The organism is Paenalkalicoccus suaedae, assembly GCF_006965545.2.
In the GTDB taxonomy this organism is placed as follows: Bacteria; Bacillota; Bacilli; order Bacillales; family Salisediminibacteriaceae; genus Paenalkalicoccus; species Paenalkalicoccus suaedae.
This window is the reverse complement of the sequence record NZ_CP041372.2, coordinates 449231-475835: the sequence shown is the minus strand read 5'-3', so window position 1 is coordinate 475835 and position 26605 is coordinate 449231. Positions and strand designations below refer to the sequence as shown.

Annotated in this window: 29 protein-coding genes; 12 read left to right on the top strand and 17 right to left on the bottom strand. The window is 45.3% G+C overall.

What is annotated here, in order from left to right; all coding sequences use genetic code 11:
- The first annotated feature begins 30 nt into the window (after positions 1-30).
- The 5 genes from FLK61_RS02880 to FLK61_RS02860 all read left to right on the top strand — a co-directional run bounded on the left by FLK61_RS02880 (position 31) and on the right by FLK61_RS02860 (position 5483).
- Positions 31-1464, top strand: coding sequence for a DEAD/DEAH box helicase (locus FLK61_RS02880; protein WP_430708785.1), 1434 nt, complete (start codon positions 31-33; stop codon positions 1462-1464).
- 339 nt (positions 1465-1803) lie between these two features.
- Positions 1804-3174: a M48 family metallopeptidase gene (locus FLK61_RS02875; RefSeq protein ID WP_176008031.1), complete on the top strand. Its 1371-nt coding sequence runs from the start codon at positions 1804-1806 to the stop codon at positions 3172-3174.
- A 57-nt stretch (positions 3175-3231) separates the two neighbouring features.
- On the top strand, positions 3232-3633 hold the full coding sequence (locus tag FLK61_RS02870) for a GNAT family N-acetyltransferase (RefSeq protein ID WP_176008030.1): 402 nt from the start codon (positions 3232-3234) through the stop codon (positions 3631-3633).
- Positions 3634-3791: 158 nt separating this feature from the next.
- The gene (locus FLK61_RS02865) at positions 3792-4712 is read left to right on the top strand and encodes a DHH family phosphoesterase (RefSeq protein WP_176008029.1); all 921 of its coding nucleotides are present in this window, start codon (positions 3792-3794) and stop codon (positions 4710-4712) included.
- A gap of 315 nt (positions 4713-5027) precedes the next feature.
- Positions 5028-5483 (top strand): hypothetical protein, encoded by a 456-nt coding sequence (locus FLK61_RS02860; protein WP_176008028.1) that lies wholly within the window; start codon positions 5028-5030, stop codon positions 5481-5483.
- Positions 5484-5549: 66 nt separating this feature from the next.
- Here FLK61_RS02860 and FLK61_RS02855 read toward each other — a convergent pair whose 3' ends face one another.
- The 5 genes from FLK61_RS02855 to FLK61_RS02835 all read right to left on the bottom strand — a co-directional run bounded on the left by FLK61_RS02855 (position 5550) and on the right by FLK61_RS02835 (position 8091).
- Positions 5550-6401, bottom strand: a complete 852-nt coding sequence (locus tag FLK61_RS02855; RefSeq protein ID WP_176008027.1) for a pirin family protein — start codon at positions 6399-6401, stop codon at positions 5550-5552.
- A gap of 186 nt (positions 6402-6587) precedes the next feature.
- Positions 6588-7256, bottom strand: a complete 669-nt coding sequence (locus tag FLK61_RS02850; protein WP_176008026.1) for a DUF1129 family protein — start codon at positions 7254-7256, stop codon at positions 6588-6590.
- Positions 7256-7582 carry a PadR family transcriptional regulator gene (locus FLK61_RS02845; protein WP_176008025.1) on the bottom strand — a complete coding sequence of 109 codons (327 nt, stop codon included), beginning with the start codon at positions 7580-7582 and terminating at the stop codon, positions 7256-7258. The genes FLK61_RS02850 and FLK61_RS02845 overlap by 1 nt, the downstream gene beginning before the upstream one ends.
- A gap of 109 nt (positions 7583-7691) precedes the next feature.
- Positions 7692-7877, bottom strand: a complete 186-nt coding sequence (locus tag FLK61_RS02840) for a PspC domain-containing protein (RefSeq protein WP_176008024.1) — start codon at positions 7875-7877, stop codon at positions 7692-7694.
- A 70-nt stretch (positions 7878-7947) separates the two neighbouring features.
- The gene (locus tag FLK61_RS02835) at positions 7948-8091 is read right to left on the bottom strand and encodes a hypothetical protein (protein ID WP_176008023.1); all 144 of its coding nucleotides are present in this window, start codon (positions 8089-8091) and stop codon (positions 7948-7950) included.
- 190 nt (positions 8092-8281) lie between these two features.
- On the opposite strand from FLK61_RS02835, the gene FLK61_RS02830 reads away from it, so the two are divergent.
- A complete protein-coding gene (locus FLK61_RS02830) occupies positions 8282-8905 on the top strand; it encodes a nitroreductase family protein (RefSeq protein ID WP_249777664.1) in 624 nt (207 codons plus the stop codon).
- Positions 8906-9108: 203 nt separating this feature from the next.
- On the opposite strand, the gene FLK61_RS02825 is transcribed toward FLK61_RS02830, so the two are convergent.
- The 3 genes from FLK61_RS02825 to FLK61_RS02815 are packed head-to-tail and all read right to left on the bottom strand — an operon-like array spanning position 9109 to position 10991.
- Positions 9109-10185, bottom strand: coding sequence for a zinc metalloprotease (locus FLK61_RS02825; protein ID WP_176008022.1), 1077 nt, complete (start codon positions 10183-10185; stop codon positions 9109-9111).
- Between the two features lie 52 nt (positions 10186-10237).
- Entirely contained in the window at positions 10238-10600 is a 363-nt protein-coding gene (locus tag FLK61_RS02820; RefSeq protein ID WP_176008021.1) for a DUF3147 family protein, read from the bottom strand.
- Positions 10581-10991, bottom strand: coding sequence for a MarR family winged helix-turn-helix transcriptional regulator (locus tag FLK61_RS02815; RefSeq protein WP_176008020.1), 411 nt, complete (start codon positions 10989-10991; stop codon positions 10581-10583). The genes FLK61_RS02820 and FLK61_RS02815 overlap by 20 nt, the downstream gene beginning before the upstream one ends.
- 134 nt (positions 10992-11125) lie before the next feature.
- On the opposite strand from FLK61_RS02815, the gene FLK61_RS20295 reads away from it, so the two are divergent.
- The gene (locus FLK61_RS20295; RefSeq protein WP_347338980.1) at positions 11126-11680 is read left to right on the top strand and encodes a CueP family metal-binding protein; all 555 of its coding nucleotides are present in this window, start codon (positions 11126-11128) and stop codon (positions 11678-11680) included.
- A 419-nt stretch (positions 11681-12099) separates the two neighbouring features.
- On the opposite strand, the gene FLK61_RS02800 is transcribed toward FLK61_RS20295, so the two are convergent.
- The 3 genes from FLK61_RS02800 to FLK61_RS02790 all read right to left on the bottom strand — a co-directional run bounded on the left by FLK61_RS02800 (position 12100) and on the right by FLK61_RS02790 (position 14443).
- The gene (locus FLK61_RS02800) at positions 12100-12483 is read right to left on the bottom strand and encodes a VOC family protein (protein WP_176008017.1); all 384 of its coding nucleotides are present in this window, start codon (positions 12481-12483) and stop codon (positions 12100-12102) included.
- 182 nt (positions 12484-12665) lie between these two features.
- Complete coding sequence (locus FLK61_RS02795) at positions 12666-13415, bottom strand: MBL fold metallo-hydrolase (RefSeq protein WP_176008016.1); 750 nt, start codon at positions 13413-13415, stop codon at positions 12666-12668.
- Positions 13416-13489: 74 nt separating this feature from the next.
- Positions 13490-14443 carry a calcium/sodium antiporter gene (locus FLK61_RS02790; RefSeq protein ID WP_176008015.1) on the bottom strand — a complete coding sequence of 318 codons (954 nt, stop codon included), beginning with the start codon at positions 14441-14443 and terminating at the stop codon, positions 13490-13492.
- Between the two features lie 179 nt (positions 14444-14622).
- On the opposite strand from FLK61_RS02790, the gene FLK61_RS02785 reads away from it, so the two are divergent.
- Positions 14623-17319 carry a cation-transporting P-type ATPase gene (locus FLK61_RS02785; RefSeq protein ID WP_176008014.1) on the top strand — a complete coding sequence of 899 codons (2697 nt, stop codon included), beginning with the start codon at positions 14623-14625 and terminating at the stop codon, positions 17317-17319.
- 281 nt (positions 17320-17600) lie between these two features.
- Here the strand turns inward: FLK61_RS02785 and FLK61_RS02780 are convergent, their stop codons facing one another.
- The 3 genes from FLK61_RS02780 to FLK61_RS02770 are packed head-to-tail and all read right to left on the bottom strand — an operon-like array spanning position 17601 to position 19075.
- Entirely contained in the window at positions 17601-18308 is a 708-nt protein-coding gene (locus tag FLK61_RS02780; RefSeq protein ID WP_176008013.1) for a YetF domain-containing protein, read from the bottom strand.
- Between the two features lie 30 nt (positions 18309-18338).
- Entirely contained in the window at positions 18339-18698 is a 360-nt protein-coding gene (gene crcB / locus FLK61_RS02775) for a fluoride efflux transporter CrcB (RefSeq protein WP_176008012.1), read from the bottom strand.
- Positions 18695-19075 carry a fluoride efflux transporter FluC gene (locus FLK61_RS02770; RefSeq protein ID WP_176008011.1) on the bottom strand — a complete coding sequence of 127 codons (381 nt, stop codon included), beginning with the start codon at positions 19073-19075 and terminating at the stop codon, positions 18695-18697. The genes crcB and FLK61_RS02770 overlap by 4 nt, the downstream gene beginning before the upstream one ends.
- Before the next feature lie 327 nt (positions 19076-19402).
- Here FLK61_RS02770 and FLK61_RS02765 point away from each other — a divergent pair, with 327 nt between their 5' ends.
- The gene (locus FLK61_RS02765) at positions 19403-19603 is read left to right on the top strand and encodes a hypothetical protein (protein WP_176008010.1); all 201 of its coding nucleotides are present in this window, start codon (positions 19403-19405) and stop codon (positions 19601-19603) included.
- Between the two features lie 144 nt (positions 19604-19747).
- Here the strand turns inward: FLK61_RS02765 and FLK61_RS02760 are convergent, their stop codons facing one another.
- Entirely contained in the window at positions 19748-21487 is a 1740-nt protein-coding gene (locus FLK61_RS02760) for an ABC transporter ATP-binding protein (protein WP_176008009.1), read from the bottom strand.
- A 287-nt stretch (positions 21488-21774) separates the two neighbouring features.
- Between FLK61_RS02760 and FLK61_RS02755 the strand changes: the two genes are divergently transcribed.
- From FLK61_RS02755 to FLK61_RS02745, 3 genes are read left to right on the top strand one after another with little or no spacing between them, the layout of a single operon-like run.
- Positions 21775-22668 carry a hypothetical protein gene (locus tag FLK61_RS02755; RefSeq protein WP_176008008.1) on the top strand — a complete coding sequence of 298 codons (894 nt, stop codon included), beginning with the start codon at positions 21775-21777 and terminating at the stop codon, positions 22666-22668.
- Positions 22669-22702: 34 nt separating this feature from the next.
- Positions 22703-23623, top strand: coding sequence for a hypothetical protein (locus tag FLK61_RS02750; protein WP_176008007.1), 921 nt, complete (start codon positions 22703-22705; stop codon positions 23621-23623).
- 51 nt (positions 23624-23674) lie between these two features.
- Positions 23675-24601 carry a hypothetical protein gene (locus tag FLK61_RS02745; protein ID WP_176008006.1) on the top strand — a complete coding sequence of 309 codons (927 nt, stop codon included), beginning with the start codon at positions 23675-23677 and terminating at the stop codon, positions 24599-24601.
- Between the two features lie 294 nt (positions 24602-24895).
- Here FLK61_RS02745 and FLK61_RS02740 read toward each other — a convergent pair whose 3' ends face one another.
- Both FLK61_RS02740 and FLK61_RS02735 read right to left on the bottom strand, forming a co-directional pair.
- A complete protein-coding gene (locus tag FLK61_RS02740) occupies positions 24896-25678 on the bottom strand; it encodes an IucA/IucC family C-terminal-domain containing protein (RefSeq protein ID WP_176011114.1) in 783 nt (260 codons plus the stop codon).
- Between the two features lie 444 nt (positions 25679-26122).
- Positions 26123-26605, bottom strand: a complete 483-nt coding sequence (locus FLK61_RS02735; RefSeq protein WP_176008005.1) for a GNAT family N-acetyltransferase — start codon at positions 26603-26605, stop codon at positions 26123-26125.

Here is a 26605-nt window from a genome sequence, read left to right as displayed (position 1 = left end):
ACCTGAACAGGTAGAAATCGAGGATAGATAATGACTAAATCGTTTAAAGATTTTCAATTAGGACAAGAAATACAGGAGGCCTTTGCTGGGCTTCACTACAGCGAGCCAACGGAAGTACAGGCGCGCGTGATTCCTCTTGCTTTAGAGGGGCAAGACCTTGTCGTTCGCGCTCAGACTGGTAGTGGGAAGACAGCTGCATTTGCAGCACCGATCTGTGAGGACATTGATTGGGAAGAAAATAAGCCGCAGGCTCTTATTTTAACGCCGACACGTGAGCTTGCAATGCAGGTACAGCAGGATGTTCAGCTTATCGGACGCTTCAAGCGTATTACAGCGGCACTTTTAGTTGGTCAACAGCCAGCTGCTCCTCAGCGACTTCAGCTGAAGCAAAAAGTGCACGTAGTAGTTGGTACTCCTGGTCGTGTACTTGATCACATTCAAAAAGGAACGCTTCAGCTAGATGAGATTAAGCATGTTGTTTTAGATGAAGCTGATGAAATGCTAAACATGGGCTTCTTAGATCAAGTTGAGTCCATCATTCGTGCGACGCCACGTGCCCGCACGACCTCCCTATTTTCTGCCACACTCCCAGAGAAGATTATGGCGCTTGCGAAGTCACATATGCAAGACCCTGAGCAAATCATCGTGGAGACGTCGATTGCTAAGAAAGATATTGAGTATCGTTGGTTTGAGACACATCCGGACGATAAATTTGATGCGGTGAAAAATATTTTGATGGTAGAAAAGCCGGAGTCGGCGATCCTCTTTTTTGCGCTACGTGAATCGGTAGATCAGTTTGCAGCGGACCTTGAGAAGGCCGGTATTCCGTGCGGTAAAATCCACGGTGGCTTAGAGCAAAAGGATCGTACGAAGGTAATGCAGGACTTTAAGCGCGGAACACTTCGTTACCTATTAGCAACCGACGTTGCTGCGCGCGGAATTGATGTTGCGTCACTTCCACTCGTTATCAATGTCGATGTACCTGAGGAACCAGCAAACTTCGTACATCGTACAGGTCGAACTGCTCGTGCCGGTGAGAGCGGCAAGGCGATCACGCTTGTAGCTCTTCGCGACGGACGTAGCATGGGTGCGATTAAGCGAATGATTAAGGAAAAGGTGACGCTTGAGCCAGTCCCTATGGCAACAAAGTCTGATTCTGATAAATTCATGCGTATGATTAGCGAAGCGCCTCAGTTAAAGAAAAGCAAGCGCGCTCCGCTTGATAAAAACATCATGAAGCTGTATTTTAATGGTGGAAAGCGTAAGAAGTTACGCGCCGTTGACTTTGTTGGTACGTTGACATCTATTCCGGAGATTGAGGCAGAAGATATTGGGGTTATCAATATTGAGCAGCTTGCAACATATGTAGACATCTTGAATGGAAAAGGCTCGATTGCGCTTCAAGAAATGCAGGAGCGCACGGTAAAAGGGAAAAACTTAAAAGTACGGGAAGCGCGCGACTAAAGGTTGCTTTTCGTTGGACAGGAACCGTCCGCCACATTTGAGTGGGGGCGGTATTTTTGCGTATTAATTTGTTGTTGCGTACGCTTTTCGGTCCCTGCGTACGCTTTTTGTTTTCTACGTACGCAACCTGCCTCCAATATAAGACTTTATACCTGGTCTGATTAAACATAAGCCCTATTTTCTAGATTTAAACCCTTACAAACTTCTCCAAAACAAAAATTACGTCACTGGGACTACTTTTTTACAGCTAAGAAGTCCCTTGTCACTTATTACAATAATAGGTATTGTATATAAAGATTCAATACACCACTAAAAAACACACCACAGGAGGAAGAAGTTTTGAACTATGCAGATATTCAATCTAACCGCGAAACACCTTATTTTGCTATAGCCCTTATTTTTAGTTTAATTACTTACTTATTTGCTATCATTTCTATTATTGGAGTCGTGATTGTACTTTTTGCTTTTCTTATTATGCTTTTACTTAACGCAATTCAGTTAGGTTCCATTCGAGGAAATGGGATGCGCGTAAGTCAGAACCAGTTTCCTGATATTTATCAACGTGCAGAGCAACTTTCTGCTGAAATCGGTTTAACAAAAACACCAGATTTCTTTGTTGTCCAATCAGAAGGATCATTGAATGCTTTCGCTACCCGATTTTTCGGTCGCAGTATGATCGTGATGTACTCTGAAGTATTTGACCTCGCTAGAGAGCAGGGCGAAAAAGAGCTTGATTTCATTATTGCGCATGAACTTGCTCATATTAAACGTAATCATGTGTGGAAAAATATTCTTACCTTCCCCGCAAGATTTGTACCATTCCTCTCACAAGCCTATAGCAGATCCTGCGAATATACGTGCGATCGTCATGCCGCTTCGCTCATCCAAGACGCCACAGCTGCAAAAAGTGCGCTTACGATGTTAAGCGTTGGTAAAGTGATGTATAGAGAAGTGAACGAAGATGCCTTCTTAGAGCAAATCCATTCGGAATCAAACGGAGCCGTTTGGTTAAGCGAAGTACTCTCCACGCATCCCATTTTACCGAAGCGAATTTTATCTGTAGAACAGTTTTTCAACCCAGAAACGTCTTACTCCTATAGGCCACGTTACGGTAAGATTGCCCTTACTGGAGTGGTTTTAACTGCTGGTTTTGTCGTTTCCATTGTCGCAACTGCTCTAGCTATTCCTTTTGGAATTGCATTTCTAGCAGACAATGTTGATTTCGCTGAAGAGGACTTTTTAGCAAATGACTCTTTTTCAACTTACGAAGCTTTAGGCGAAAATAATACGCTTACTGATGAGGAAAGTTTCTTAGATGAAGACGCCGATCCCGAGGTGATTGATTACGGTAGTACCGAGCTGATGGACGCAGTATCCATGAGTGATGCTGTTGAAGTTACTAACCTCGTTTCACAAGGAGCAGATTTAGAAGAAAGGGATGTGGAAGGATCAACTGCATTACTTTATGCATCATACGCAAACGATATAGATATGATAGGCGTCCTGCTTGATCATGGTGCAAATCCTAACGTCGAGGACGATTATTCTACTCCACTTATCAATGCTCTTGATTACTACGATCCCGAGGTTGCAAGGCTTCTGATTGAGTATGGAGCGGACCCAGAGTTTATGACATCATTTGGGGTTTCAGCCGTTGAGATTGCAGAGTCTGAATTAGGAATTGATTTTTACGAATGGATAAACGAATAGATTGATACGAGAGCCCTCCTATGCGAGGGCTTTTTACCTAACTAGGAGGCGACTACTATGTCAGCAATTACATACTCGACCATCCGAACGATCACCGCAGAGCAACTTTCCGCCCTGTTCCAAGCTTCGACGATTACTCGTCCTTATGAGGATCTAGCTAGACTCGAGGGAATGCTACATCATGCCAACCTACTTATCACTGCCTGGGATGAGGAAAAATTAGTTGGAGTAGCGCGCTCCTTAACAGATTTCCATTATGCGTGTTATTTGTCTGATTTAGCCGTCCATCTTGATTATCAGCATCAAGGTATCGGCAAAGCGCTCATCAAAGAGACACAGTCTCGCATCGGCGAACAGGTAGCTCTCATTCTTTTGTCTGCACCTGAAGCGATGGACTACTACCCTAAGGTTGGCTTCGAAAGAATAGAGAACGGGTTTATTGTAAAGCGGAAAGGGTAAGTCTTTATAAGTAGATAACTTACGAATTATACTTGATAAAACATTGATTAGTAGGTCCTAACTCTGTATAAACAGTAGAATAAAACGCTTGAATAAGACTAAAGTTATAGGTATTATATAATAGTATACCTATTGACTAATGATGGAGGAATCTGCTTATGAGACTCGTTACCCGATCTGACTTTGATGGACTTGTTACCGCTGTTTTACTTAAAAAATTAAATAAAATAGATGAGATGACATTTGTTCACCCTAAAGACATGCAAGACGGCAAAGTAGAAATTACAACGAATGATATTTTAACAAACGTTCCGTATGTAGAAGGCTGTGGCATGTGGTTTGACCATCATGCAAGCGAAATGAAACGCGTAGAAGAGAATGGTTATGAATTTGAAGGAGAGGTACGTCTTGCAGATAGTGCTGCTCGCGTTGTGTACGATTACTTCGGTGGACGCGATACATTCGGTCCTGAACTAGATGATATTATGGACGGCGTAGATAAAGCAGATGCTGCAAAATTTTCTCGCGAAGACATTTTAGACCCAACCGGCTGGGATCTCCTCTCCTTTATTATGGATGCGCGCACAGGGCTCGGGCGATTCCGTGATTATCGTATCAGCAATTATCAGCTTATGGAAAAGCTCGTTGATCTTTGCGCTGTCGCTTCGATGGAAGAGGTTATGAATGACCCAGATGTACAAGAGCGCGTGAAACGTTATCATGAGCTACATGACGACTTTAAACAAATGCTTGAGAAGCATACGAAAACAGACGGTAACGTGATTGTGACCGACCTTCGTGATGTGGAAACCATTTACCCAGGTAAACGATTCCTTGTTTATGCACTATTCCCTGAACAAAACATCTCTCTTTGGATCGTGGACGGGTATCAAAAGCAAAATTGCGCGATTGCCTGTGGCCATAGCATTATCAATAAAACGTCAAATACGCACGTCGGTCACCTCATGCGCGAGTACGGAGGTGGAGGCCACCAAGCAGCTGGCACGTGCCAAGTTGCTCATGAGGAAAGCAATAAAACAATTAACGAGATCGTTGCACGTATGAAGCAGGAAGGATAAAGCAGAGCCGAAATTCCTTTGAGGAGGAGTTTCGGCTTTTATGTATGATGTTGTTAAAATCGTGCTGACGGGTAGATGACTCTTTAGTGAAGTCCCTTTATGAAAACCAGCTAAGCTCGCTTGCCCAGCTGTTCTGACACCACCTTCTAAACACCCCTATGATCAAGTCCTCTGATACGATATACTTTACTAAGAGGAAATTTTACTCAAAACAGGATCTAACACCCTCTTTATCCCACTCTTATTAAGAGTAAGTACCAGGTTCCTTCTTATATACGATTCCTTTATTCCACAAGCAAAGCTGGTGATGTTATTATGAAATTAGAGATTAAACTTCTTCAAAAGGGATTAACCGCTGTCTTAGCGGCTATTAGTTTAGGTATAATTATAGCAGTCCTTTCCTACACTCCTCCGTCTCAACGTATACCTAATGTGGCTGACTTCTCCTTCTTTGAATACTTCATTTTGTACACGCTCTTTTCATTACCCGTATTTCTAGTGGGAGGCGTTCCATATTCCTTACTAATTGACTTTATCGTGAGTAAAACAAAAATTAAATACACATATATCACCAATTTAGTTTTTTATAGTATTGGTGGGGTTCTCGTAAACTACTGGTTCTGGACAGCTTTTTTCGATCCGAATGGTTATGGGATCGAGTGGGGTCTTGCGAGAGGTATGGTAATACTAGGTATCGGAGCATCCTTACTATTCCTCCACCTGTCTTACCTCTCTAAAAAAATCATATTCGAGGGTCGATTTTTGCGTTAACCAACAAAAAAGAACAGACTGCGATGCACCTTACACCGCTAGTCTGTCCTACTCCTCTAAAACTCTCTATCTTCCCTGCGGTTGAGAGGTTGGACCGAATTTTCCTGCATGATAATCACGGAAGGCCTGCTGAATCTCGTCCTCCGTATTCATCACGAATGGTCCGCCAGCTGCGACCGGCTCACCGATCGGCGTGCCTGCATACACAAGGATACGCGTGCGCGTCTTCGCTTTTAGAAGAACGGTGCTCTCACCCTCTTCGCCACGCTCAAATACCGCGACACCTGCACGACTGAGCGCAACATCATCTGTCCCAACAGACGCTTCGCCCGCAAGTACATAACAAAACGCTGTATCTGCCGCATCAAGCGGTAACTCATACTCAGCACCTTCCTTTAAATAAACCTCGACCATTGTAAATGGGTAGACGCTCTTCGTCGGTCCCTTTGTACCGGCTACATCCCCGCTGTATACGCGCACTTGGCCATTATCGATATCAAACGTTGGCGCCTCATCCACGCGTACATTCTCATAGTACGTGTCCGTAAACTTCTGATCCTTCGGTAGATTGAGCCAGAGCTGTAGCGTGTGAATCAAGTCATCATCCACCGCTTCCTCCGCGTGTCGTGCCGCTCCACCAGCGTTCATATATTGCATATCGCCAGCATCTAAAATTGAATGCCCACCGGCGTTATCAAAATGCTCTAATCTCCCATCGACCACGTACGTAATCGTCTGGAATCCTCTATGCGGATGGTCAGAAAACGCGCCGCGCTTGAACCAGTCCTCCGCCATTAATAAAAACGGATCATGTTGCTGCATTTTTTCAGGTGACAGCACCATGCCTTTTTGTACGTTTGGGTATGGTAATTGCTCATATTCTACCTGCCATGAATCAATCGTTTTACGCTGTAACATCAAACCCCTCCTTTATTTCTATCCTATTTATAACATAGAATCTCCTAACTTACAAAAAGTAAGCTCACACCCATATGCTATACTTTTCTGGGGAGGAGGGTCACCATGACAATCTTTAGTATCACAGCCATTCTTATGATCATTATCTTAATTGCCTTTTTGGTGAGAAAATAAAGTGGAGGTGCTTTAGCCTTTTTTCACAAAAAATAGTTGTAAGCCTAGCAACGCTGCGCCGATCGGGAACAGATAATAGGCCTCTATCGAAAACTCTCTACCGAACGGTGGTAGGAAATAAAAGAGTAGTCCAAATATGACCATCGGGATAACAGCAACCAACCCACCTACTAAAAACTCTTTCTTTTTCGAGACGTTCTTAAAACACCCCCACCTCAAGTAGCCCATGATTCCAACTAACGCCACTGCCAAAACAGTTAACCCGACAATCGTCTGAGTGAGAAGCGTTCCGGTATAGTAGGTTCTCATAGTAGAGACGCCTTCTACCAATGCTCCAGCAATGCTATAAAACGTTGCATGGAAAAGCATTATGACGCCTAGGAAGCCAGCTACTACATTCCCTGTTAACATCACCTGATAGCGCGTTAGGCTTTTCGGAATTTCTCCCATCACTTCATTGGCATACTGTTTTGGGTTGTCTCCAAAGACATCTCGAGCAGATCGTCCCTCCGCCTGAGCATCCAATAAATGATCGAGCAAGTCACGAAGTACCTCGTTAATCTCTTCCTCTGATTTGGTAAAAGACAATCTAAAATAGATCACCATATCACTAAAGTACGCTTTATTCTCCTTCGTCAGCTCTTTTTGACCCTCATCTATTTCCTTTGCCAACTCTCCCACTACGCATCTCCTCCTTTTAAAATAGAATCCACTGAATGCTCTAGCTGTTGCCACGAGACTTTAAACGTTGCTAGCGACTCTTCACCAAGATCCGTAAGCATATAATATTTCCGACTAGGTCCTGACGGCGAAGGTCGCCTTTCGCTCGTAATAAGCTTCTCTTTTTGTAAACGCAATAAAATAGGATAAATGGAACCTTCGCTTACATCTAGCCCATGCTTATGTAGCTTTAAAGCGAGCTCATAGCCATAGGTCGGCTCCTGCTTTACAATAGCTAGAATACTCCCTTCAAGCACACCCTTTAGTAACTGTGATTGTATGGTCACTCCTCTACACCAACTTTCATGATTAACCTTTTGTCGCTACCTTGCATAACAAGGTAGCGACGCATAAAAAAAGACATGCAAAGACCCCTTACAAAAGTGGTCTCGTACGCTATAAAGAGTAGGTTGGACCTTCATCTAGATACATACTTAACACAATGTACACCCAAATGGATACCGAGATCGTTAAGAGAAATACAAGCCTGACTAAGAAAGTAGAAATAGAAAAATAATCTGCTATCCCGCTACAAACACCGTACAAAACTTTCTCATTAGAAGACCTGATTAATTTACTCACCGGATATCCGCCTCTTATATGCAGTTACAAGAAAAGCTACCTTGTATCACAAGATAGCTTTTCTTTCACTTTACCTTTTATTCCCTAATCCGTCAATAGCTCGCTGCGACTTTTCTTTCAGGATGTCTGCCGCTCGTAGAATTTGCTCTGGTGTCCGTCCCTCTTGCTTCCATCCTCTAATGACCGCATGTAGCTTTTTACCTGTCTCCTGCATCGCGCTCGCTCTCCTTTACAACTTATATAGGAGCAGTATATCATAAATAAGAACATTTGTTCTCTTTTTCTTCAGAAAATATTTTTCACATAGATAATAGGTAGTTGGAGATCCTATTAGTGGACTTACTTTTTAATAGTACGTATAATTCAGTCTAGTAATATGTTTACCATAAAAGGAGAGATTGACATTGTCTAACGAATCTACGCAAGCGTTGTTAACCGTAAAAGAAGCGATTGAATCCCGTCGCAGTATCCGCAAATTCAAATCTGAGGCAATCTCAGAAAACGATATCACGAAGCTATTTGAGCTAGTTCGCCTAGCTCCAAGTGCATGGAACGTGCAACCGTGGCGCTATCACCTCGTGACAAGCGAGGACGTGAAGCAAAAGCTACAGGACGCAGCCTATGGTCAAAAGCAAATCACATCGGCACCGGCCGTTATCGTTGTAACGAGTGATATGGAGGATACGTTAAATAACCTTCGCGACGTGTTACACCCTGGCATGCCTGAAGAGCGCAAGGATCAAGAGGTGCAAAACCTTTCCGGTATCTTCAATAACATGAGCATTGCTGACCGAGGTCAGTGGGGATTAACGCAAACAAACATTGCACTCGGATTCCTTCTACTTACGATTCAAGGCATGGGCTACTCAAGCGTACCGATGCTTGGCTTCGAAGCAGAGAAGGTAAAATCTTTACTTGAAATTCCAGAGCACGCGAACATCGCAGCAATCGTACCATTTGGTGTAGCCGACGAAGACGGCTTCCCACACCACCGTCACGCTGTAGATACGATCGTGACTCGCCACTAAGAGTTACGTTAAACGCAGAGAAGAGCCCGAATTGGGCTCTTCTTTTTTTGTGGATGGATGTAGTCGTTTTTATTGCAGACGAACGATGATAATTTGCAGACTGCGCGACTATAAATGCACATCAGCACGGTGGAAATGCGCGCCGCGGAACTCGAATTGCACACCGCGGTTCCCAAATGCCTTCCCTCCCCTGGCTCTTCTACCTACAGCTTCCTCATAAGCTCGCGGACTAAGTCTTCTTCCATCATGGCGTTGCCTTTTACGGCGAAAAGGGGAGCGACGTCCTCCGCTTTTCGGCAAAGCTCCGCGGCGAAGGTCGCGTCGTTCTCTACATAGTAGGCATAGTATGCCTTCACACGCAGTCCGTTTACGTCGTTATCTTTTTTCAGAAGGGGTTCCGCCTTCTGGTAGTGGCTTTGGGCAGTGTCGATGTGGTTTCTTAAACAAGCCATAAAGCATAGCTCGTAGTAAATCGGCAGATGCGCTGGTGAGGCAGTTTGAAGCAGGTGGGCCTCGAGATAGTGCAGGATGCGCTCGGCTTCGTCCCACTCGCGCGCATCGATGGCTTGGTAATAATGATAGATGACGAAGGCTTTTTCGGCGTCCGAGCGAGTTTCGTTCGGGTCAAAGGCTGGTAGGTCAAAGTCGCGTGGGCGAACGCCTGCGACGGACTTGGCGCTGACGAGCTGAGCCTGCATGAGTCTCTCTGCGATCGGACGGCGAAAGAGAATGCTCCAAATGATGAGGCCGTCGGACATAACGCCCTGCGCGCTGATCGGGAGCAAATTGATGATGCCGGTGAAGATGCCGATGACGCCAAACATATAGAGCGCCGACGCGAGTATTGGTGACGGTGCGTATGGGAGTGCGCTAAATGCGACGATTGCAGTAGTTAGGTTGACGAGTATTCCACCTGATATGTAGAGGAGAAAGGCGCTTTTTTTGACCGGCTCCTGCGTCGGTGTCATGGCGCACATGCCGAGGAATCCTCGCGCGCGCTCCATTCTAAACTGCATACGCCCGTTCTGATCCTCCCACACTAAAAACCAAAGTCTAAAGGCGAGCAGGCGGAATTTTGCAATCCTCCCCGCGACGTAGTGCCCCGCTTCATGGATCGCGATATGAATCAGCATGGACAGAAACACGAATAACACCGTGAGTATGATTGGGGCTCCGCTTAAGACATCTAAATCTGGTCCTAGTTCGAAGATAAGTAAAATCACGGCTGCGCCCATAAATGCTGTGAGAAGAAAGAATAGGATCGCTTTAAGCTGTTGCATGATTGTGGTGTGCCTCCTTAGATGAATATGGTAAATGCGTGTTGCGTTTCGACTATGTTGTCGAAGCTACGACCGCACTAATCAGTTTCAACACATAGTTTTGTACGGTTAATACCGCTAACCACGCGGCTAGACCTCCTCCGATTGTGAGCCACATGGAGTAGGAGTAATACAGTCCGATGCCGATAACGGCTAGCATTACGACTGTTGCGGGGATTCCTGTTAAAACACCGACAGCAAATTTGCTGAGTGTTGCCGCGTTTTCTCCCTGCACATAGAGCCAAAAAATACTGAGCACGCTGACGAGGGGAAGTGCGGCGAGAATGCCTCCGTGCGTCGGGAAGCGTCTGGCAAGCTCTGTGACGAGTCCGATAACTACTGCCGACACGAGTATTTTAGTGACGGTAAAGAGCATTGGCTTTGTCTCGCAGTCGGTTTAATGTGTGGAGCGTCTCGGCTCGTTCGCTCTCGGTTAATTCATTAAAAACGCGCTGGAGCTTCTCCTCATCTAAGCTCGAGTGTCGGTAAAGGGTGTCCCCTCCCTTTGCGGTGAGCTCAAGAGTAACGCGACGCTCGTCCTGGATGCTCCGCGCTTTTGCTACTAGCCCGTCTGCGACGAGTCGCTTAACGTGCTCTGACGCGGTGTTTGGAGAAATTTTTAAAGCCTCCGCAACATTTTTTACGCCCACCTCTGCCTCTTTTTCAATCATCTGCAGAATCCGAACCGCTTGGTGCGACATCGCCTCTTGATTCTCGTGGCGTAGGACGTAGTATAAGTCCGTCCACAGCGTATTTATTTCTTTCATGATACCACCTCTTTATATCGTATGTATTGATTATATCGTAAATTACGATGTAATCAATAGGGGATTTATTTGTAGATAGTTTTTGTTCATTAATTGGACGTAATTTTGATCTCGACTGCTTTTACCGTCATGCTATGATTAATAAAAACAGCGAGGTGATGTTGGTGAGGATCATTATTTTACTATTGGTGAGCTTTAGTATCTTTCTTGCTGGTTGCGGGTCAACGGATTCAGCTGACTCTACTGCCACTTCCAATGAGAATGTAAAAGATCTAATTTATTCTTATAGCACGGGAGAAAATACAGAGGGTACTGCCGTTGTAAATGCTACCGAGCTGCTTATAACGGATGAAAGTAATAATCAGGTGTCTCACGAACTACCTGAAGATGAATTTTACGTATCTATCGCTCCATTTTTTAGTACAACCCATCCTTGAACGGATCATGTCTTGACAGGTTGTCAAGGAGAGTTGGTAGAAGAAGAGTTTGATGTAGTAGTAACGGATACAAAGGGTACGATTGTTTTAGAAGAAACCGTGACGACGTTTGAGAATGGCTTTATGGACCTTTGGTTGCCTCGAGACGACACCTTCACGATTTCAATCAAATCTGATGAGGGTCAAGCAGAGTCAACTATTTCCACATTTGATAACGATCCTACATGTATTACGACAATTCAACTTTTATAATAAAGATGAGGCTGAGACAAAGGGGATTGGACTGTCTCAGTCTTTTTGATGTGAAGAAACGAGGGTTCGGTTTTTCATTTGTGGCTCTTGGTTAACTTGGGGTTGGGGGTTGGTTAACTGTTTTTGGTGTTGGGTTAACCGGGTGTACGATTCGATTAACCGCTTTTTGCCTTCGGTTAACCGGAAGTGTAGCTTCATTATCCGTTTTTGCACTTCGATTATCCGAAAGTGTGGCTTCATTATCCGTTTTTGCACTTTCATTATCCGAATATGTGACTTCATTATCCGTTTTTGTACTTCGATTATCCGAAAATGTAGCTTCATTATCCGTTTTTGCACTTCGATTATCCGTGAACGTGCTCTCATTCGCAATAAAAAAGAGAAACCGATGCTTAGCACCATCGGTTCCTCTTTATTCATCACGTTTGACTCCTCACGTTAAATGCGTTTCCGTCCAAATCATAAAATACAAAGGTGCATTCGCTTGTACTTAGGTGCTTGATTTCTCCTACTGGGACACGCTTTTTTGACAGGTTGTTGCGTAGCGTCACAAGCTCCTCTTCGTTGTTTACTTCAAATGATAAGGAAAAGCGTTCTTTCCCTCGATAGTCTAAAAAGTTTGCTCGCTCCTCGAGTTTTGCTCGCACAAGAGAGAATCGCTGGTTAGCTAGATGGATCGTCGCCTTATTTTCGTCCGCAAAGGATTCCTCCGCTCCGAGCACTCGTTGATACCAATCCGACGATTTCGTTGGGTTTGCTACAGGTAAATAGGTCGTACTGACGCGCTGTAATAAGGAAGGCATGGATCAATCTCCTCTCTATTATGAAAATAAGTGACATGTACAAAAAATCACAAGCAACTCCTTACGTAAACGATTATATGTACCATAATTATACCAAATCAACCAAAAACGTACATAGGTGAATTGTAACAAAAAGGGAACAAAATCCGACATGAAATCGGACCTTGTTCCCTTCCTTTTGCTTATATATGCTCGCCATCCTCTGGAATGAAGATGGATCGGCCTATTCCTCGTTCATGGATAAACTCTCGCAAGTCGTCCCTAGATAATGAACAGTGATTGAGCGCATCCATATGAACCGCGACTAATCGTTCTGGTTGGCCGTGCTCATAAACGGCTAGTACATCGTCTTCCGTCATCGTAATAGGATCTCCGTCTAAAAACTGTGCGGCTCCACTATTTACAATGACCGTATGTGGGTGAAATGTTGCGAGCGTTTCTCTTACTGCCTCACACCAGATCGTATCCCCTGCGATATAGAGAGTTTCTTCCTCTTCATGCTCAAAAACGAAGCCTGACACATTACCCATACGTGCTTTAATATCGCCAGTTCCGTGTTCGCCATTCGTACGCGTGATTTTAACACTTCCAATGTGTGCATCTGATTCAATTGCGATAACATCTGTAAATCCGTTAGAGCGGATTTGCTCAGCATCCTGCTCGGATTGCGCAAATATGGGCATATCCTTAGGAAGCTCTCGAATTGCAACATCATCAAAATGATCAGGATGAAGGTGCGTGACGAGTACCGCATCGACATGCAGTAATTCGCTTACTGGCACAGGCAGATTTACTAAAGGATTTGGGAGCTGATTAGCCGTGTGCTGAAAGGCTGGAAAGGCTCCTTTGTCACTAAAGAACGGATCAACTAAAAATGTTTTACCGCCATACTTCACCACCAATGTGGCATTTCGTATTAGCTGAATATCCATAGTCTCCTCCTTTTTGTCTCTACCTATCTATTACCACATACGTCACAAAAACTAACATGTCCCAGGACTTCCCCTTAGTTTCGTAACAAGATATAGATCATGTAAATGACGTACGCAACCGCCAGAGTCACACCCTCACGCTTGCCGATACGATAGTTCGTGCGGGAGAAAATAAAGAGTAGGACTGTCAGTCCAATCGTAAGTATCGCATCAATATAAATTCGTGGATCAACAGGCAGTGGTGCAACAGTTGCAGCAGCACCTAATACAAAAAAGATATTAAAGATGTTACTACCGACGATATTACCAAGCGCAATCTCCGCCTTCTTTTTAAGCGCTGCAGTAACAGATGTAATAAGCTCAGGTAAGGATGTACCGATCGCGACAATCGTAAGTCCGACAAGCGTTTCGCTCATTCCAAGAGACAGTGCAATCGACGTTGCGCCTCGTACAACGAATTCTCCACCGAGAATTATTCCGACAAGACCACCGACCGTAAGTAGCGTATTTTTTGTCCACGCTGGATTGTGGCTTGCATCAAGTGCAGGAATAGCCGCACGATTTTTGCGAGCAACCTCAAAGATATAATATAAAAACACCACAAAGAACAGAAGTAAGATCAGTCCGTCTCCGCGCGTAATCAAGCTAGCGTTTACGCCTTGAAGCGTACTATCAGCAATGACAACAAGTAACACAATGGATCCAAGTAGGGCAAACGGGATCTCTTTTCGCACCGTTTCACTTTCTACTAATAACGGAAAAATAAAGGCGGTTAAGCCCACTACTAACGTGATATTAAAAATGTTACTTCCGATCACGTTCCCAATCGCTACGCCAGCGTTACCTTGAAAGGCAGCGACGATACTGACTGTCGCCTCTGGCGCACTCGTTCCAAAAGCGACGATTGTTAAACCAATCAGTAATGGTGACACACGTAGGTTGGTTGCAACGTTGGAAGCTCCTTGGACAAAATAATCGGCTCCTTTAATCAGTAGTGCGAACCCGATAAGTAATAGTACATACGACACGACGATCCCTCTTCTCTTTTGATTAACCAAATAATGAACAAATCTTACCACATTTTCTCAAGAAAGCGCTATTAAATAATTTTGTGAAAAAAAGCTGTTAAATCGCGGTATTTTTATGATTATCTTGACCGAAGAGGGGGAAGAGTATCCAGACGATAGCATGTTAAGGAGGGAGCCTTTTGGCAGAAAACGAACAACAAAAATGGTTTGCAAAAGATACAGATGACGTTGCACAAGCACTCGAAACAGATGCTAGTAGCGGTTTATCGCAGGATGAGGCTTCATCTCGGCTTGAGAAGAATGGTAAAAATGAGCTTCCAGAGGCGGAGAAAGAGCCTACTTGGAAGAAATTTTTAAAGCATTTCCATGATGTACTTATTTATGTGCTTTTAGCGGCCGCTGTCGTAACGGCCATTTTAGGGCACACGGTCGATACGATTGTTATTTTAGCTGTTGCGGTCATTAACGCGACGATCGGCTATTTCCAGGAAAGTCGAGCTGAGAAGGCGCTCGAAGGTATTAAGGACATGTTGAGTTTGGAAGCTACGGTGATTCGTGGCGGCGATTCACAGGAGATTGACGCGAGTGAGCTCGTTGTCGGTGACCTTGTGCAACTGCGAGCAGGAGATAAAATCCCTGCGGACTTACGTGTTATTGAGGCATCTAATTTAAACGTCGAGGAATCGGCGTTAACTGGTGAGTCGACGGCCGTTGAAAAGGGCACAGAGCCTCTTGACGAGGACACGATTTTAAACGATCGTGACAATATGCTGTTTTCTGGTACCTCTGTTTCCTCCGGTAGTGGGATGGGAATTGTTGTAGAGGTTGCGGAGCAGACGGAGATTGGGAAGATTAATGCGTCGATCTCTGAGGTCGATGATATTCAGACGCCATTACTTAAACAGACGGCGCGATTTGGTCGCATTATTGCGATGACAATCGTGGTCGTTGCAGCAATTATGTTTGTGATCGGCTATTTCTTCCGTGGCTATGAGGCTGGAGAAATGCTACTTAACGTGATTGCACTTGCCGTTGCGGCAATTCCTGAGGGTCTTCCAGCGATTCTCTCGATCATCCTTGCGATAGGCGTGCAGAACATGGCGAAGCGGAATTCGATCATTCGTAACCTTCCATCTGTAGAAACACTTGGATCGGTTTCGATCATTGCGTCGGATAAAACTGGTACGCTGACGAAAAACGAAATGACGGTTACTGCCGTCATGACGGATGAGCACGACTACGAAGTAAAGGGTACTGGCTATGCGCCTGAGGGTTCTATTGAGAAGGATGGCGAAACTGCTACTCCTTCAGAGGACAAAACACTTTACCACTTTTTACACGCAGTCAAAAATACGAACGATGCTAGTCTTACAAAGGATGATGACGATAACTGGACCATTGATGGCGATCCTACGGACGGTTGTTTCCTCACGTTAGCCGAAAAGGCCGAAGAGGATATTAAAGATTTAGAGGTTATCTCGAAGATTCCGTTTGACTCTGACTATAAATATATGGCTGTGCTAGTCGATGTTGACGATGAGCGCTACATTTATATGAAAGGTGCGCCTGACCGCATTTTTGAACGCGCTGATTCCGTGTTTGACGGTGGCGAAGGTCGCGACTTTAACGAGTCTGAGTGGGAAGAAAAAATGACCGAGCGCGCGAAGCAAGGCGAGCGTGTTATCGGAGTTGCATTAAAGAAGGTTGATTCTAGCACGAGCGAAATCGACCATGAAGACATTGAGAGTGGCATGCAGATTATTGGCCTTGCCGGCATCGTCGATCCTCCTCGTGAGGAAGCGATTGAGGCAGTCAAAGAATGTACACGCGCTGGTATCCAGGTCAAGATGATAACAGGTGACCACGCGGATACAGCGAAGGCAATCGGTCATCAGCTAGGAATTGGTGATGGAGAGCACGCATTAACAGGTCGTGAGATTGATAAGATGTCTGACGAAGAGCTGGACGACGCAGCACTTGAATATGATGTATTTGCTCGTACAAGTCCTGAAAACAAGCTTCGTTTAGTAGAAGCATTCCAGCGCCAGGGTAAAATTAGCGCAATGACTGGCGATGGCGTGAACGACGCCGCTGCGCTGAAGCGTGCTGACATTGGCGTTGCCATGGGTATCAAAGGTACCGAGGTTGCAAAGGATGCATCTGAAATGGTCCTTGTCGATGACAACTTCCGTACAATTGTAAATGCAGTAGAAGAAGGTCGTCGCGTATACGACAACCTGAAGAAGACAATTTTGTTTATCCTGCCGACAAACGGTGCCCAGGCACTGCTTATTGTCGCAGCGATTTTACTAGGTCTAGCTATGCCACTTACTCCCGTGCAGATTCTGTGGGTAAACATGGTGACGGCCGTGACGATTTCCTTGGCTCTCGCTTTTGAGCGCTTAGAGGAAGGCGCTATGGACAGGCCGCCTCGAGATCCGAATGCACCTCTCTTGAGTGGCTACTATATCTTCCGAATCATCCTTGTATCGGTGATCATTAGTATGGCGATACTCGCGGTGAACATTTCGATGCTTAACCAAGAGGTAGACACGGCAATCGTGCACACGGTGACGTTGAATATGCTCGTATTTGCGCAACTGTTCCACTTATTCAACTGTCGCAGTGAGATCGACTTTGCATTCGATTCAAACTTCTTCAAGAACAAAGCTGTCTTTATCGTATCCGCGATCTTGATCGCGCTACAGCTTTTAATCACATACGCACCATTCATGCACACACTCTTTGGTACAACGGCACTAAGCCTTGACCAGTGGATCCTCCCAATTGCACTCGGCTTTGCCGTATTCGTGCTAATTGAGATCGAGAAGCTAATCACACGTACGATTGTGAGAAAAAAGGGTAAGACTGATTAATGGATGCAAGGAAACCCCCAAGCTCTGATTCTGATAGGAGCTTGGGGGTTTTCGTTTTGTATGTGGTTTGTTTTTGGCTTGTGCGTTGCTTACGGTACATAAATCTCGCATATGGTACATTCTTTCTCCATACGGTACATAAATAAATTCCGTATACGGTACATTCCCCTTTCACCGCACCTAATAGAAACACCCTCCATAACAAAAACCAACCCAAAGTTGCCAAGACCCTGACTGCCACTTATCAAAAAACCTCAAAAAAGCAATCAACCTTACCTCCCTTACTCCTCATCCGTTACCTGCTCCAAATCATCCTTATATGTATCCACATATACACGACCACTTTGCCCAAGGACTGCATACGCAACGTCTTCCACTCGCGAAATCCCGCGATCCAAAAGCGCTCGCTCCACCTGCTGCAACGCCACATTATTTTCACGCAAATTTTGCTCAATCAGCTGGCCATCCATAATCAGCTCGACCGGCAGTCGCTCGCGCGCGGGAAAAATCCCGATATCATGCCGCGTTACCGGCCTAAAAGCAGGCTTCAGCTGCACCGACAGCGTGCCATTCGGCTCCACGAGCGCAAACGCCACTTCCTCGATGTTGAACACCTGCTTCTCCCGCAGCTGATGATTCAAATAGTCAATCGAGTAGCGCATCTTCCGCATATTTTTCTCCAGCAAATGCCCATCCTCAATTACGACAGTCGGATCACCCGCAAACCACTTCCGCATACCGTGATGCTTCAACGAGCCATAGCCAATCAGCATCAGCACACCCACAAACACCGCAAAAGCCGTCGTGATCTCCTCCGGCGCAATGTCCGAGTCAAACGCCAAATTCGCCGCAATCGCACCAATCGTAATCGTCGCGATAAAGTCAAACATCGTCATGCCCGATATCGTCTGCTTGCCCAGCAAACGCGCGCCAACAAGCAACAACCCAAACGCCAGCACCGACCGCAGCAAAATCACCAAAATCTCCATGCCTCAACCTCCCGTTAAGGCTAGAATGTGCTAAATTCCCACTAACCATACGCCGGTGAGAAACGAGAGTAACACCCCTACCATCGTGATAAGCACATGTACCACAGCCGCACTCCACTTACTTGCACGCAGTAACTGGACAACTTCGACGCTAAACGTCGAGAAGGTCGTAAATGCACCACAAAGTCCAACACCTAGGAGAAGGAACAGACTTGGACTTTCTAAAAAGAGGACAGTCATTAAACCTAGTAAAAACGAGCCGATACAGTTCACGATAAATATCGCGAGCGGAATGGTGGAGAAGAGATATACTTTGGCAAATCTAAGCCCAAGTAGATATCTAGCAACAGCTCCGATAGCGCCACCTAGTGCTACTAGTAAAAATGTCATTTAGATTCCCCCTTTCCCGATTGCCACAAACCTAGTGCTAGTCCAATAAAACAGCTGCCGATGCTTAGAATAAACGTGCCACCAATATAAGCCGCTGCGAGTGTTACGTTTGTTTCGACCAAGGCAATGGTATCAAGGGCAAAGGTAGACATCGTGGTAAAGCCGCCGCATAAGCCGGTGCCAAGCCCAGCACGAAGCCACGGTGACGGCTCGCGGCTCATCCACATTCCGGTAAGGTAGCCGAGAAGGAGGCTACCCACCACATTAACAGTAAGCGTGGCCAGTGCGATGTCAACTGGACCCAATGCCACTAGCACCGCATAGCGTAGCACCGATCCAAGCGCGCCACCTAGCGCGACCGCTATAATGATCCTCATTTTGTAACCACCCACTTTATTTATGTATATCGTTACTATAGCACACGGATTTTCACATTTTTTACAACAGACATGATCGATAAAACAAGTATAGTGACCTTCTATCTAATGTTAAATAGCCTTCCGTTTAAAAACTTTACAGCAGACATTTCATTCTCATTATATTCTCATTTTTTTCTCATACTTTTTTCATGTAGGCATTATATACTACAGATATAAGCTAATTCTTCAACAGAAAAGAGTAACTGGGACGAACAACTTATTATTGCGAAGCAGATGCTTGTTATGCTTGTTATGCTTTGTAAAAAACGATGAGGAGGAAGTTATATGAAAGCAACAGGTGTTAAAGTCGGAGTCATATTGATTGTCTTTATAGGTGTTTTTGCATACGTCTTAGATGATATTTTTTACTATTCTGACATTCATACAGCTGAGATTTTTGTTTATCCAATTGCTATTTTACTCACACTTGGCATTGTGGTTGGACTAATTATGCCCTCTTATCAAAAAAGTCGCCTCAAGGGTTAATTAAGGGATAAGACACCTTAGGAAGCACCTATTCTTCATGTGATTAGTAATACTGCTCAGTCTCGTTTTCTCACTTTATTATACTTGAATGTTATCTACTATCCAAAAAGCCATCGTAGCTCGCTACGATGGCTTTTCTACTAGCTAGTTTCCTAACAGCACGGGGTCTTCGGAGACCGTGCGCTGGCCTGCGAGGCGGGCGAAGAGGCCGCCCTTCGCGATGAGCTCGTCGTAGGCTCCTTCGTCTACGATGCCATCTTTTGTCATGACAAAGATGACATCTGCATCTCGAATCGTGTTAAGACGGTGAGCAATCACCATCGTTGTACGACCGGCCTGTAGCTCGCGAAGCGAGTGCTGGACCGCCTGCTCGGTTTCTGTGTCTAAAGCGGAAGTTGCTTCGTCTAAGATGAGAATAGCTGGATTCTTTAAGAAAACACGTGCAATGGACAGACGTTGCTTTTGACCACCAGAAAGCTTCAAGCCTCGCTCCCCGATTTCCGTGTTAAAGCCGTCTGGTAAGGCTTCGATAAAATCCATCAAATGAGCGCTACGAGCGGCTTCGTAAACCTCTTCCTCTGTTGCGTCGAGGCGACCATACAAGATGTTTTCAAAAATCGTGCCTGCAAAAAGGAAGGTGTCCTGTTGCACAACGCCGATTTGTGAGCGGAGTGACTCAAGCGTCATGTCTTTCGTGTTGACGCCATCGACTAATATCTCACCGGCCTGTTGCTCATAAAATCGTGGGATCAACGCGCAAAGCGTTGACTTACCAGCGCCTGAAGTCCCTACTAACGCAACTGTCTTCCCTGGCTCCACCTTAAAGGAAAGATCGTTTAGCACCGTTTGATGCGAATCATAGGCAAACGTGACACCTTTAAACTCGATGCTACCATCTTTAATAGGTAAAGCCTTTGCGTCAGGCGCGTCGACAATAGTTGGCTTAATAGACTTCATTTCCATAAATCGTTTAAAGCCCGCCATACCTCGAGGGTAGAGCTCAAGCAGGTTACTGATCTTATCGATTGGCTCAAAAAGGATCGTCATATAAAGCACAAACGCCACTAGCTCTCCGATCGACAGCTGTCCTTGTATCGTCAGCCATGCACCATAAAGGAGCACCGCAAGGCCCGTCAAACGAGTCACAAGATATGTGGAGGCAAAGTTTACACTCATTGTTTTGTATGCCTTGAGCTTTGAGGCACGGAACGAGACATTGTTTTTCTTAAAATGCTTCGACTCATGTTTCTCATTCGTATAAGATTTAACGACGCGCGACCCAGAGATGCTGTCCTCGATGCGACTATTGATGCGCGAGAGGCTCTCAAACATGCGATTCCACGACTTATTCATGTTTATGTTAGAAAAGATGATGATCGCGACAATGATCGGGAAGGTAACGATGCTCACGAGCGCGAGCTGCACGTTGATGGTGAGCATGATCACGAAGGCTCCGATGAAGGTCATAATGGCAATAAAGATATCCTCCGGTCCGTGGTGGGCAAGCTCCCCAATCTCCATGAGGTCATTCGTAATTCGGCTCATAAGTGAGCCTGTTTTATTGTCATCAAAGAACTGATACTGCTGTTTTTGAATGTGAGAAAACAGCTCGTAGCGGAGGTCGGTCTCAATGTTGATCCCAAGCATGTGGCCCCAATAGTTGACGACGTATTGCAACGAACCGATTGCTGCATAAAGGAGCAGTAGCCCGACTCCTGCTGTGACAATGATATTCCAGTCCTGTGACGGGAGTAGCGTATCGAGGTACCACGCCAAAATCAGCGGATAAATCAGGCTCAGAATCCCGACAAGAATGGCCCCTCCAAAATCAATTGCGAAGAGCTTTTTATATGGTTTGTAGTAAGAAAAGAAGTGTTTGTACATAGGATGTTGTCCTTTCTGTTTATGTAAGGTGGGTAGTTGATGGGGTTTTCCACCTTGTTTTGTTCGTTTTGGCTTTGGTTTGCGCCTCGGCAGACCTCGTATGCGCCTCTGACCAAGGAGTTTGCACATGCTGGCTCTTGATTTGCTCCTCCGTCGTCCTCGTTTGCTCTTCCAACTAAATTCTACATTTACTATAGCACATAGTGAAAAGATCCCACTCACTTAATTCCAAAAATTTGTAACCATCACTCGTTAACAGCGACAAACATCAAAAGGAGGCGTTACCTATGAAGAGATATATTGGAACCGCCCTACTCATATTTTTAGTTGCCTGTGGCCAAGGGGAGTCTTCAAATACCGATGCTCCATCCTCATCCGCAGCCGAACCGCCAAATACGGAGTCAACGGAGAATGAGGACCAAGACAGCGAATCTAACTCCGTTCAAGAAACAATTTCTTTCGACATACCCGCTACAGATCACGATACTATAGCAACACTTATCCGCGAATTCACCACTACTGAACTGTCGCCGGATGAGAATGCTGATTTCTATTTAGAGCATGAGGAGCCAGGTCGTGAAGGCAATTTTGTCTTACTGGTCACAAGTGACGTCGAAGCTGTTGCTGATCGACTTCAAGCTTTTATAGAAACCGACACAAACGCACAGAAGACGCAAACTATTCATATCGATAAAGTGGAGTTTTCATCTACTTTCTTAGAGAATGCTCAAGCTCGTCTTTATGAAAATCGAGCAGAATTCTTAGAAAACGAATTCTCCTTTTTTGGCTCAGACTTAGATGTGATTAATAATACAGTCGTTTTACAAGTGCGTACATTAGAAGAAGTCAATATGGACGCCCTTAAGGAGGAATTCGGTCAAACAGATTTTCTCACATTTAACGAAAGCATAGTTGGCGACATCAAGAATGATGAAATCTCCATCCCCTCCGAAGAACCTAGCTTCAAGGGGATAATTGAAGAAATCGATGGAACATTCGTTCTAATTAATGACGAGATTTATGTCAGTACATCGAACGCAACTATTATTGACCCATCTGGAGTCATTGCACCCGATGACCTAAAGCTAGGTGACCAAGTCAATGTCTGGACAACCGGCGCCCACGATGCAGTAAAGCCTACTAGAGGCTCCGCATTATTTATTCAGCGAGTAAATGAATAACGATCAATACACCCAAAAAAGGAGGATATTCAAGATGAAAAAATATATCGGAACCGCCCTACTCGTATTTTTAGTCGCCTGCGGGCAAGGGGAATCCGAAGATAACCAAGAGGCAGCCTCACTAGCTGCTAATTCTACTAACAATCCCGAAAACTCAATCGAAGACGAAGAAAATGTACCAGCAAACGAAGAACCAACCGACGTCCCAGATAACGCACTTGCTACCACCAGTCTTGAGATCCCAGCTGACAACCGCGATACCGCTGCCGATCTCATTGATGAGTTCGTCGCTGAGGAAATTACCTCAGACGAATACGGTGACTTTTACTTTGAATTCACGAAGCCAGAACGAATGGGAGAACCGGTTCTACTCGTTACAAGTGACGTGAACGACGTTGCTACTGCTTTAGCAGACTTCGCAGAGAGCAACAGTGACAGCACCTCTACTCAAACCGTTCACGTTGATCAAGTCGCTTACTCGGTCAGCTATTTAAATAACGCTAGAGATCGTATTGTCGATAACTACCCAGCTTTCTTCGAAAATGAGAGTGCCTTCTTAGGCATTTCCGTAAATGTCGTTGCGAATAGCCTCGATATTTACGCTCGCACCGTAGAAGAAGTGAACATGGACGCCTTAGAAGAAGCATTCGGTCAAACCGATTTTCTTACATTTAGCGAAACTCCATTAGGCGATATGTCTGAGGGTGAGATTCCTATTCCAGTCGAAGAACCTGAGTACAGTGGCAACATCGAAGAAATAGATGACACCGTTATACTGATAGATGAACTCATTTATTTAGGCACCTCAGAAGCGATAATTGTCGATAGCTTAGGCGAAATTACAGTAGATGACCTTCAGCTTGGCGACTATGTTCACACGTGGACAACAGGTAACATAGATGCGTCTTTACCTGCTGGGGGATCAGCCGTTTTCATCCAACGTATCGACGAATAATCAACAATGTACTGACATCCGTAGAACTTCGTTTAAGAGGGGGTACTTTAAATGAAACGATCGCTTGCTATTATAGTAGTTTTCCTACTCGCAGCCTGTAGCCAGAACGACGCATCAAACGAAGAACCAGCCTCACTTGCTGCGAGCACCAATACGACCGCCAACAGCGCAGACATTAACAATGAACCATCAACACCAGCTCTCCCAATTTATAAACCAGATCCAGATTTCACACCACAATCCATTAGCTTAGAAGTCCCTGTTAAAAATACGGACCCAACAATCGAGCTCATTCGCCAGTTCTCCAAAGAAAGGCTGAGCCTTGATGAGTACGGACTATTTTACTTCGATTATGAGAGCGATGATCGCTATGATCAGACTGTCTTACTTGTCACAAGTGACGTTAACGAAGTGGCAGACTCCCTCACCGATTTTGCAAAAGAAATAACAGAAGGGGAAGGAATCTTCATGCAAACCGTCCAGATCGAGCGTGTCGAGTACCCGTACCACTATCTAAATAGTGCCTACGAGTATATTGTCAACAACTACGAAGAGCTCTTTACAGATGTAGAGGGATTCAGAGGGTCAGGGTTCATGGCGCAAGACAACCGTGTCCACGTTTCTGTACGTACGCTAGAAGATGTCGACATGGAGGCATTTAACGCAGCGTTTGGTCATACGGACTTCATCGACTTCGAGGAGAGTGCGTTGGGTAGCATGACTGATGATGATGTCCCAATCCCAACTTCCGAGCCAGACTTTATTGGGACGATTAAAAGCATATACGACGAAGGAATTTTAGTCGGATCAGACATTTTCGCAGACACGCCGGATGCAACAATCGTTGATAGCACTGGCGAAATTACGCATAGTGACCTAAAGCTTGGAGACACGGTTCACGTTTGGGCACCGCCACCCTATCTAGAATCTTATCCAATGCAAGGAGACGCTCTATTTGTCCAACGCATCGACAACTAACCAATCACCTAGCTCGGACGAACGCTTCCCAAAGCTGTCCGGGCTTTTTTGTGCTCCCTAAAGACGAAAAACAGCCGGCACAGCCAGCTGTTTAAGGCACCTATTTATCATGAGGGCGGTCCGCAAACCCATCCGGTTCTGCTGCATCAGCCACACGCTTGATTGGACGCAATACCACCGCATCCCCAACCACGTGCACCGACAGACGCTCGCCATCCTCAAACGGGAGCGCAACCGAATTGTCCGGAGCTGCCTCGACGATAAAAGCCGTGCCCGAGCGCTTCACCTCGGCGCTCACGCCTGCTTCTCCCGGAATGCCTCGCGACGAAGCTCCCGATCTGATTCCTTCAGACGCGGACACGTAAAGCACTTCGCTGCTGCTCCCTCGAGCTGATAGTACAAGCAGCACGATGGCTTCATGCGCAGCTGCTCGCCGTCGCCCGTATAGCTGTCGACAAGGCGGAATGTAATCGCCAAAGGATTCTTTTTCGCGTTAAAAATCGACCCATCCAATTCTTCGGTGAGAAACCTCATGTCACCCTCTGCACGCGGATTTCCTAAATCAACGACACGGTCAAATCCGTAGTGAATGCCCAAGTTTAACTGGCCCCATAATTCACGGATGCGAATGTCCGCAACTTCGGCAAACGTCTCTAAAAGAGGTGTGACCGAATCTCGATAAAGCGCCGTTAAACGCTCTCTCACCTGTTCATCTCGAGTAGCTGCATCAAGCTCTACCATCGTGTCGTCCTTTATTTTGAATAAGAATCCAAAGTAATTATGCTCCGCATGGTGAACAAGCTGAAGCTCTATGTTTGTTAGTGACCAATCATACGCTGCATTCTCTGCTAGCATATAATGTACGCCACCAAGGAAATTCCCAAAATAGCCACTGAAATATGTACCTGTAACAGCGGGATGACAAGACTTCAGTTTCTCCTGATAAAAAGCAATAAGATCAGCTAGTCGGCTTTTATCAAGTAAATCAGCAAGCGTCACGGCATATAGACAGCGTGGATGGTCCTCCACACGAGTAATAAACGTCTCCTCTAACAGCTTAGTCTGAAGCGAAATCATGTTGGTGCCTCCTTCATTTCCATTCCAATATGATAGTGATAATCATTCTCACTCCATCATATCTGCTTCCTTTTCGTAAGTCAAGAAAGTTCTGACATATTTATCAGAAGAAATGAATGGTAGCCGTCTATGCTGTAACATAAGATGAGAGACGTGATCTTTTATGGATATAGCAATCTTGATTTGCGTCAGTTGAAGAGGCGTTTGCATAAGTTCGAAGACCGTTTGCACCAAATCAAAGAGAAAGTGCGTCACTTAGGCTTTCGTATGCGTCAGTTCAAATAGCTTTGCATCAAATGGCTAGGTGCATGCGTCAATCTGCCCCTCGTTTGCACCAAACTCAAGGTCTGTTGCATCACTTCGTCCTTCGTTTACGTCAAGTAGCTAGGTTTGCATCAGTTGAAGCTCCGTATGCGTCAAATGAAAGGTGGATTCGTTAATCCATCAAACATCTAAATGCAACACATTTTGCGGTCCCTTAGGACCCACAAATTCCTCCAGATGATCCTGGAACCCACACGCCACATATAATCCGTGCGCTGCCACATTCCGCTTGTTTACTCCGAGTACAACTTCATTGACCTCGGGGAGCGTACTTCTGATGAACATAGGTAGCATCTGTAGCGCTGTCTTCGCAATTCCTTTCCCCTGATACGGCAAGGTAACGGAGAACGATGTCAGCACTCTCGCCTGCTTGTTACTAGTGTAAAGCGCTCGTTTATCTCCTGTCTCCAGCGTAAAATAGCCAACCGGCACCTCATCCTTTAAAATTACCACATGTACAGCATCCGCTTCCACCTTCGGACTATTGATTTTATCCATTGGCATGGCCGAAAATTCTTTTTGCTCTTCTAAAAGCTCAAAATTGCGAAGCGCTTCTTCAAACTCTTTCTTATGTACAGTCAGTTCAATTAATGTCGTTTTCAT

Excerpts from the sequence above, each read along its gene's own strand:
- FLK61_RS02880 (WP_430708785.1), top strand. The coding sequence starts at position 31 with ATGACTAAATCGTTTAAAGATTTTCAATTAGGACAAGAAATACAGGAG.
- FLK61_RS02870 (WP_176008030.1), top strand. The coding sequence starts at position 3,232 with ATGTCAGCAATTACATACTCGACCATCCGAACGATCACCGCAGAGCAA.
- FLK61_RS02865 (WP_176008029.1), top strand. The coding sequence starts at position 3,792 with ATGAGACTCGTTACCCGATCTGACTTTGATGGACTTGTTACCGCTGTT.
- FLK61_RS02860 (WP_176008028.1), top strand. The coding sequence starts at position 5,028 with ATGAAATTAGAGATTAAACTTCTTCAAAAGGGATTAACCGCTGTCTTA.
- FLK61_RS02855 (WP_176008027.1), bottom strand. The coding sequence starts at position 6,401 with ATGTTACAGCGTAAAACGATTGATTCATGGCAGGTAGAATATGAGCAA.
- FLK61_RS02835 (WP_176008023.1), bottom strand. The coding sequence starts at position 8,091 with ATGCAGGAGACAGGTAAAAAGCTACATGCGGTCATTAGAGGATGGAAG.
- FLK61_RS02825 (WP_176008022.1), bottom strand. The coding sequence starts at position 10,185 with ATGCAACAGCTTAAAGCGATCCTATTCTTTCTTCTCACAGCATTTATG.
- FLK61_RS02820 (WP_176008021.1), bottom strand. The coding sequence starts at position 10,600 with ATGCTCTTTACCGTCACTAAAATACTCGTGTCGGCAGTAGTTATCGGA.
- FLK61_RS02815 (WP_176008020.1), bottom strand. The coding sequence starts at position 10,991 with ATGAAAGAAATAAATACGCTGTGGACGGACTTATACTACGTCCTACGC.
- FLK61_RS02800 (WP_176008017.1), bottom strand. The coding sequence starts at position 12,483 with ATGCCTTCCTTATTACAGCGCGTCAGTACGACCTATTTACCTGTAGCA.
- FLK61_RS02795 (WP_176008016.1), bottom strand. The coding sequence starts at position 13,415 with ATGGATATTCAGCTAATACGAAATGCCACATTGGTGGTGAAGTATGGC.
- FLK61_RS02780 (WP_176008013.1), bottom strand. The coding sequence starts at position 18,308 with ATGGAGATTTTGGTGATTTTGCTGCGGTCGGTGCTGGCGTTTGGGTTG.
- crcB (WP_176008012.1), bottom strand. The coding sequence starts at position 18,698 with ATGACATTTTTACTAGTAGCACTAGGTGGCGCTATCGGAGCTGTTGCT.
- FLK61_RS02770 (WP_176008011.1), bottom strand. The coding sequence starts at position 19,075 with ATGAGGATCATTATAGCGGTCGCGCTAGGTGGCGCGCTTGGATCGGTG.
- FLK61_RS02765 (WP_176008010.1), top strand. The coding sequence starts at position 19,403 with ATGAAAGCAACAGGTGTTAAAGTCGGAGTCATATTGATTGTCTTTATA.
- FLK61_RS02760 (WP_176008009.1), bottom strand. The coding sequence starts at position 21,487 with ATGTACAAACACTTCTTTTCTTACTACAAACCATATAAAAAGCTCTTC.
- FLK61_RS02755 (WP_176008008.1), top strand. The coding sequence starts at position 21,775 with ATGAAGAGATATATTGGAACCGCCCTACTCATATTTTTAGTTGCCTGT.
- FLK61_RS02750 (WP_176008007.1), top strand. The coding sequence starts at position 22,703 with ATGAAAAAATATATCGGAACCGCCCTACTCGTATTTTTAGTCGCCTGC.
- FLK61_RS02745 (WP_176008006.1), top strand. The coding sequence starts at position 23,675 with ATGAAACGATCGCTTGCTATTATAGTAGTTTTCCTACTCGCAGCCTGT.
- FLK61_RS02740 (WP_176011114.1), bottom strand. The coding sequence starts at position 25,678 with ATGATTTCGCTTCAGACTAAGCTGTTAGAGGAGACGTTTATTACTCGT.
- FLK61_RS02735 (WP_176008005.1), bottom strand. The coding sequence starts at position 26,605 with ATGAAAACGACATTAATTGAACTGACTGTACATAAGAAAGAGTTTGAA.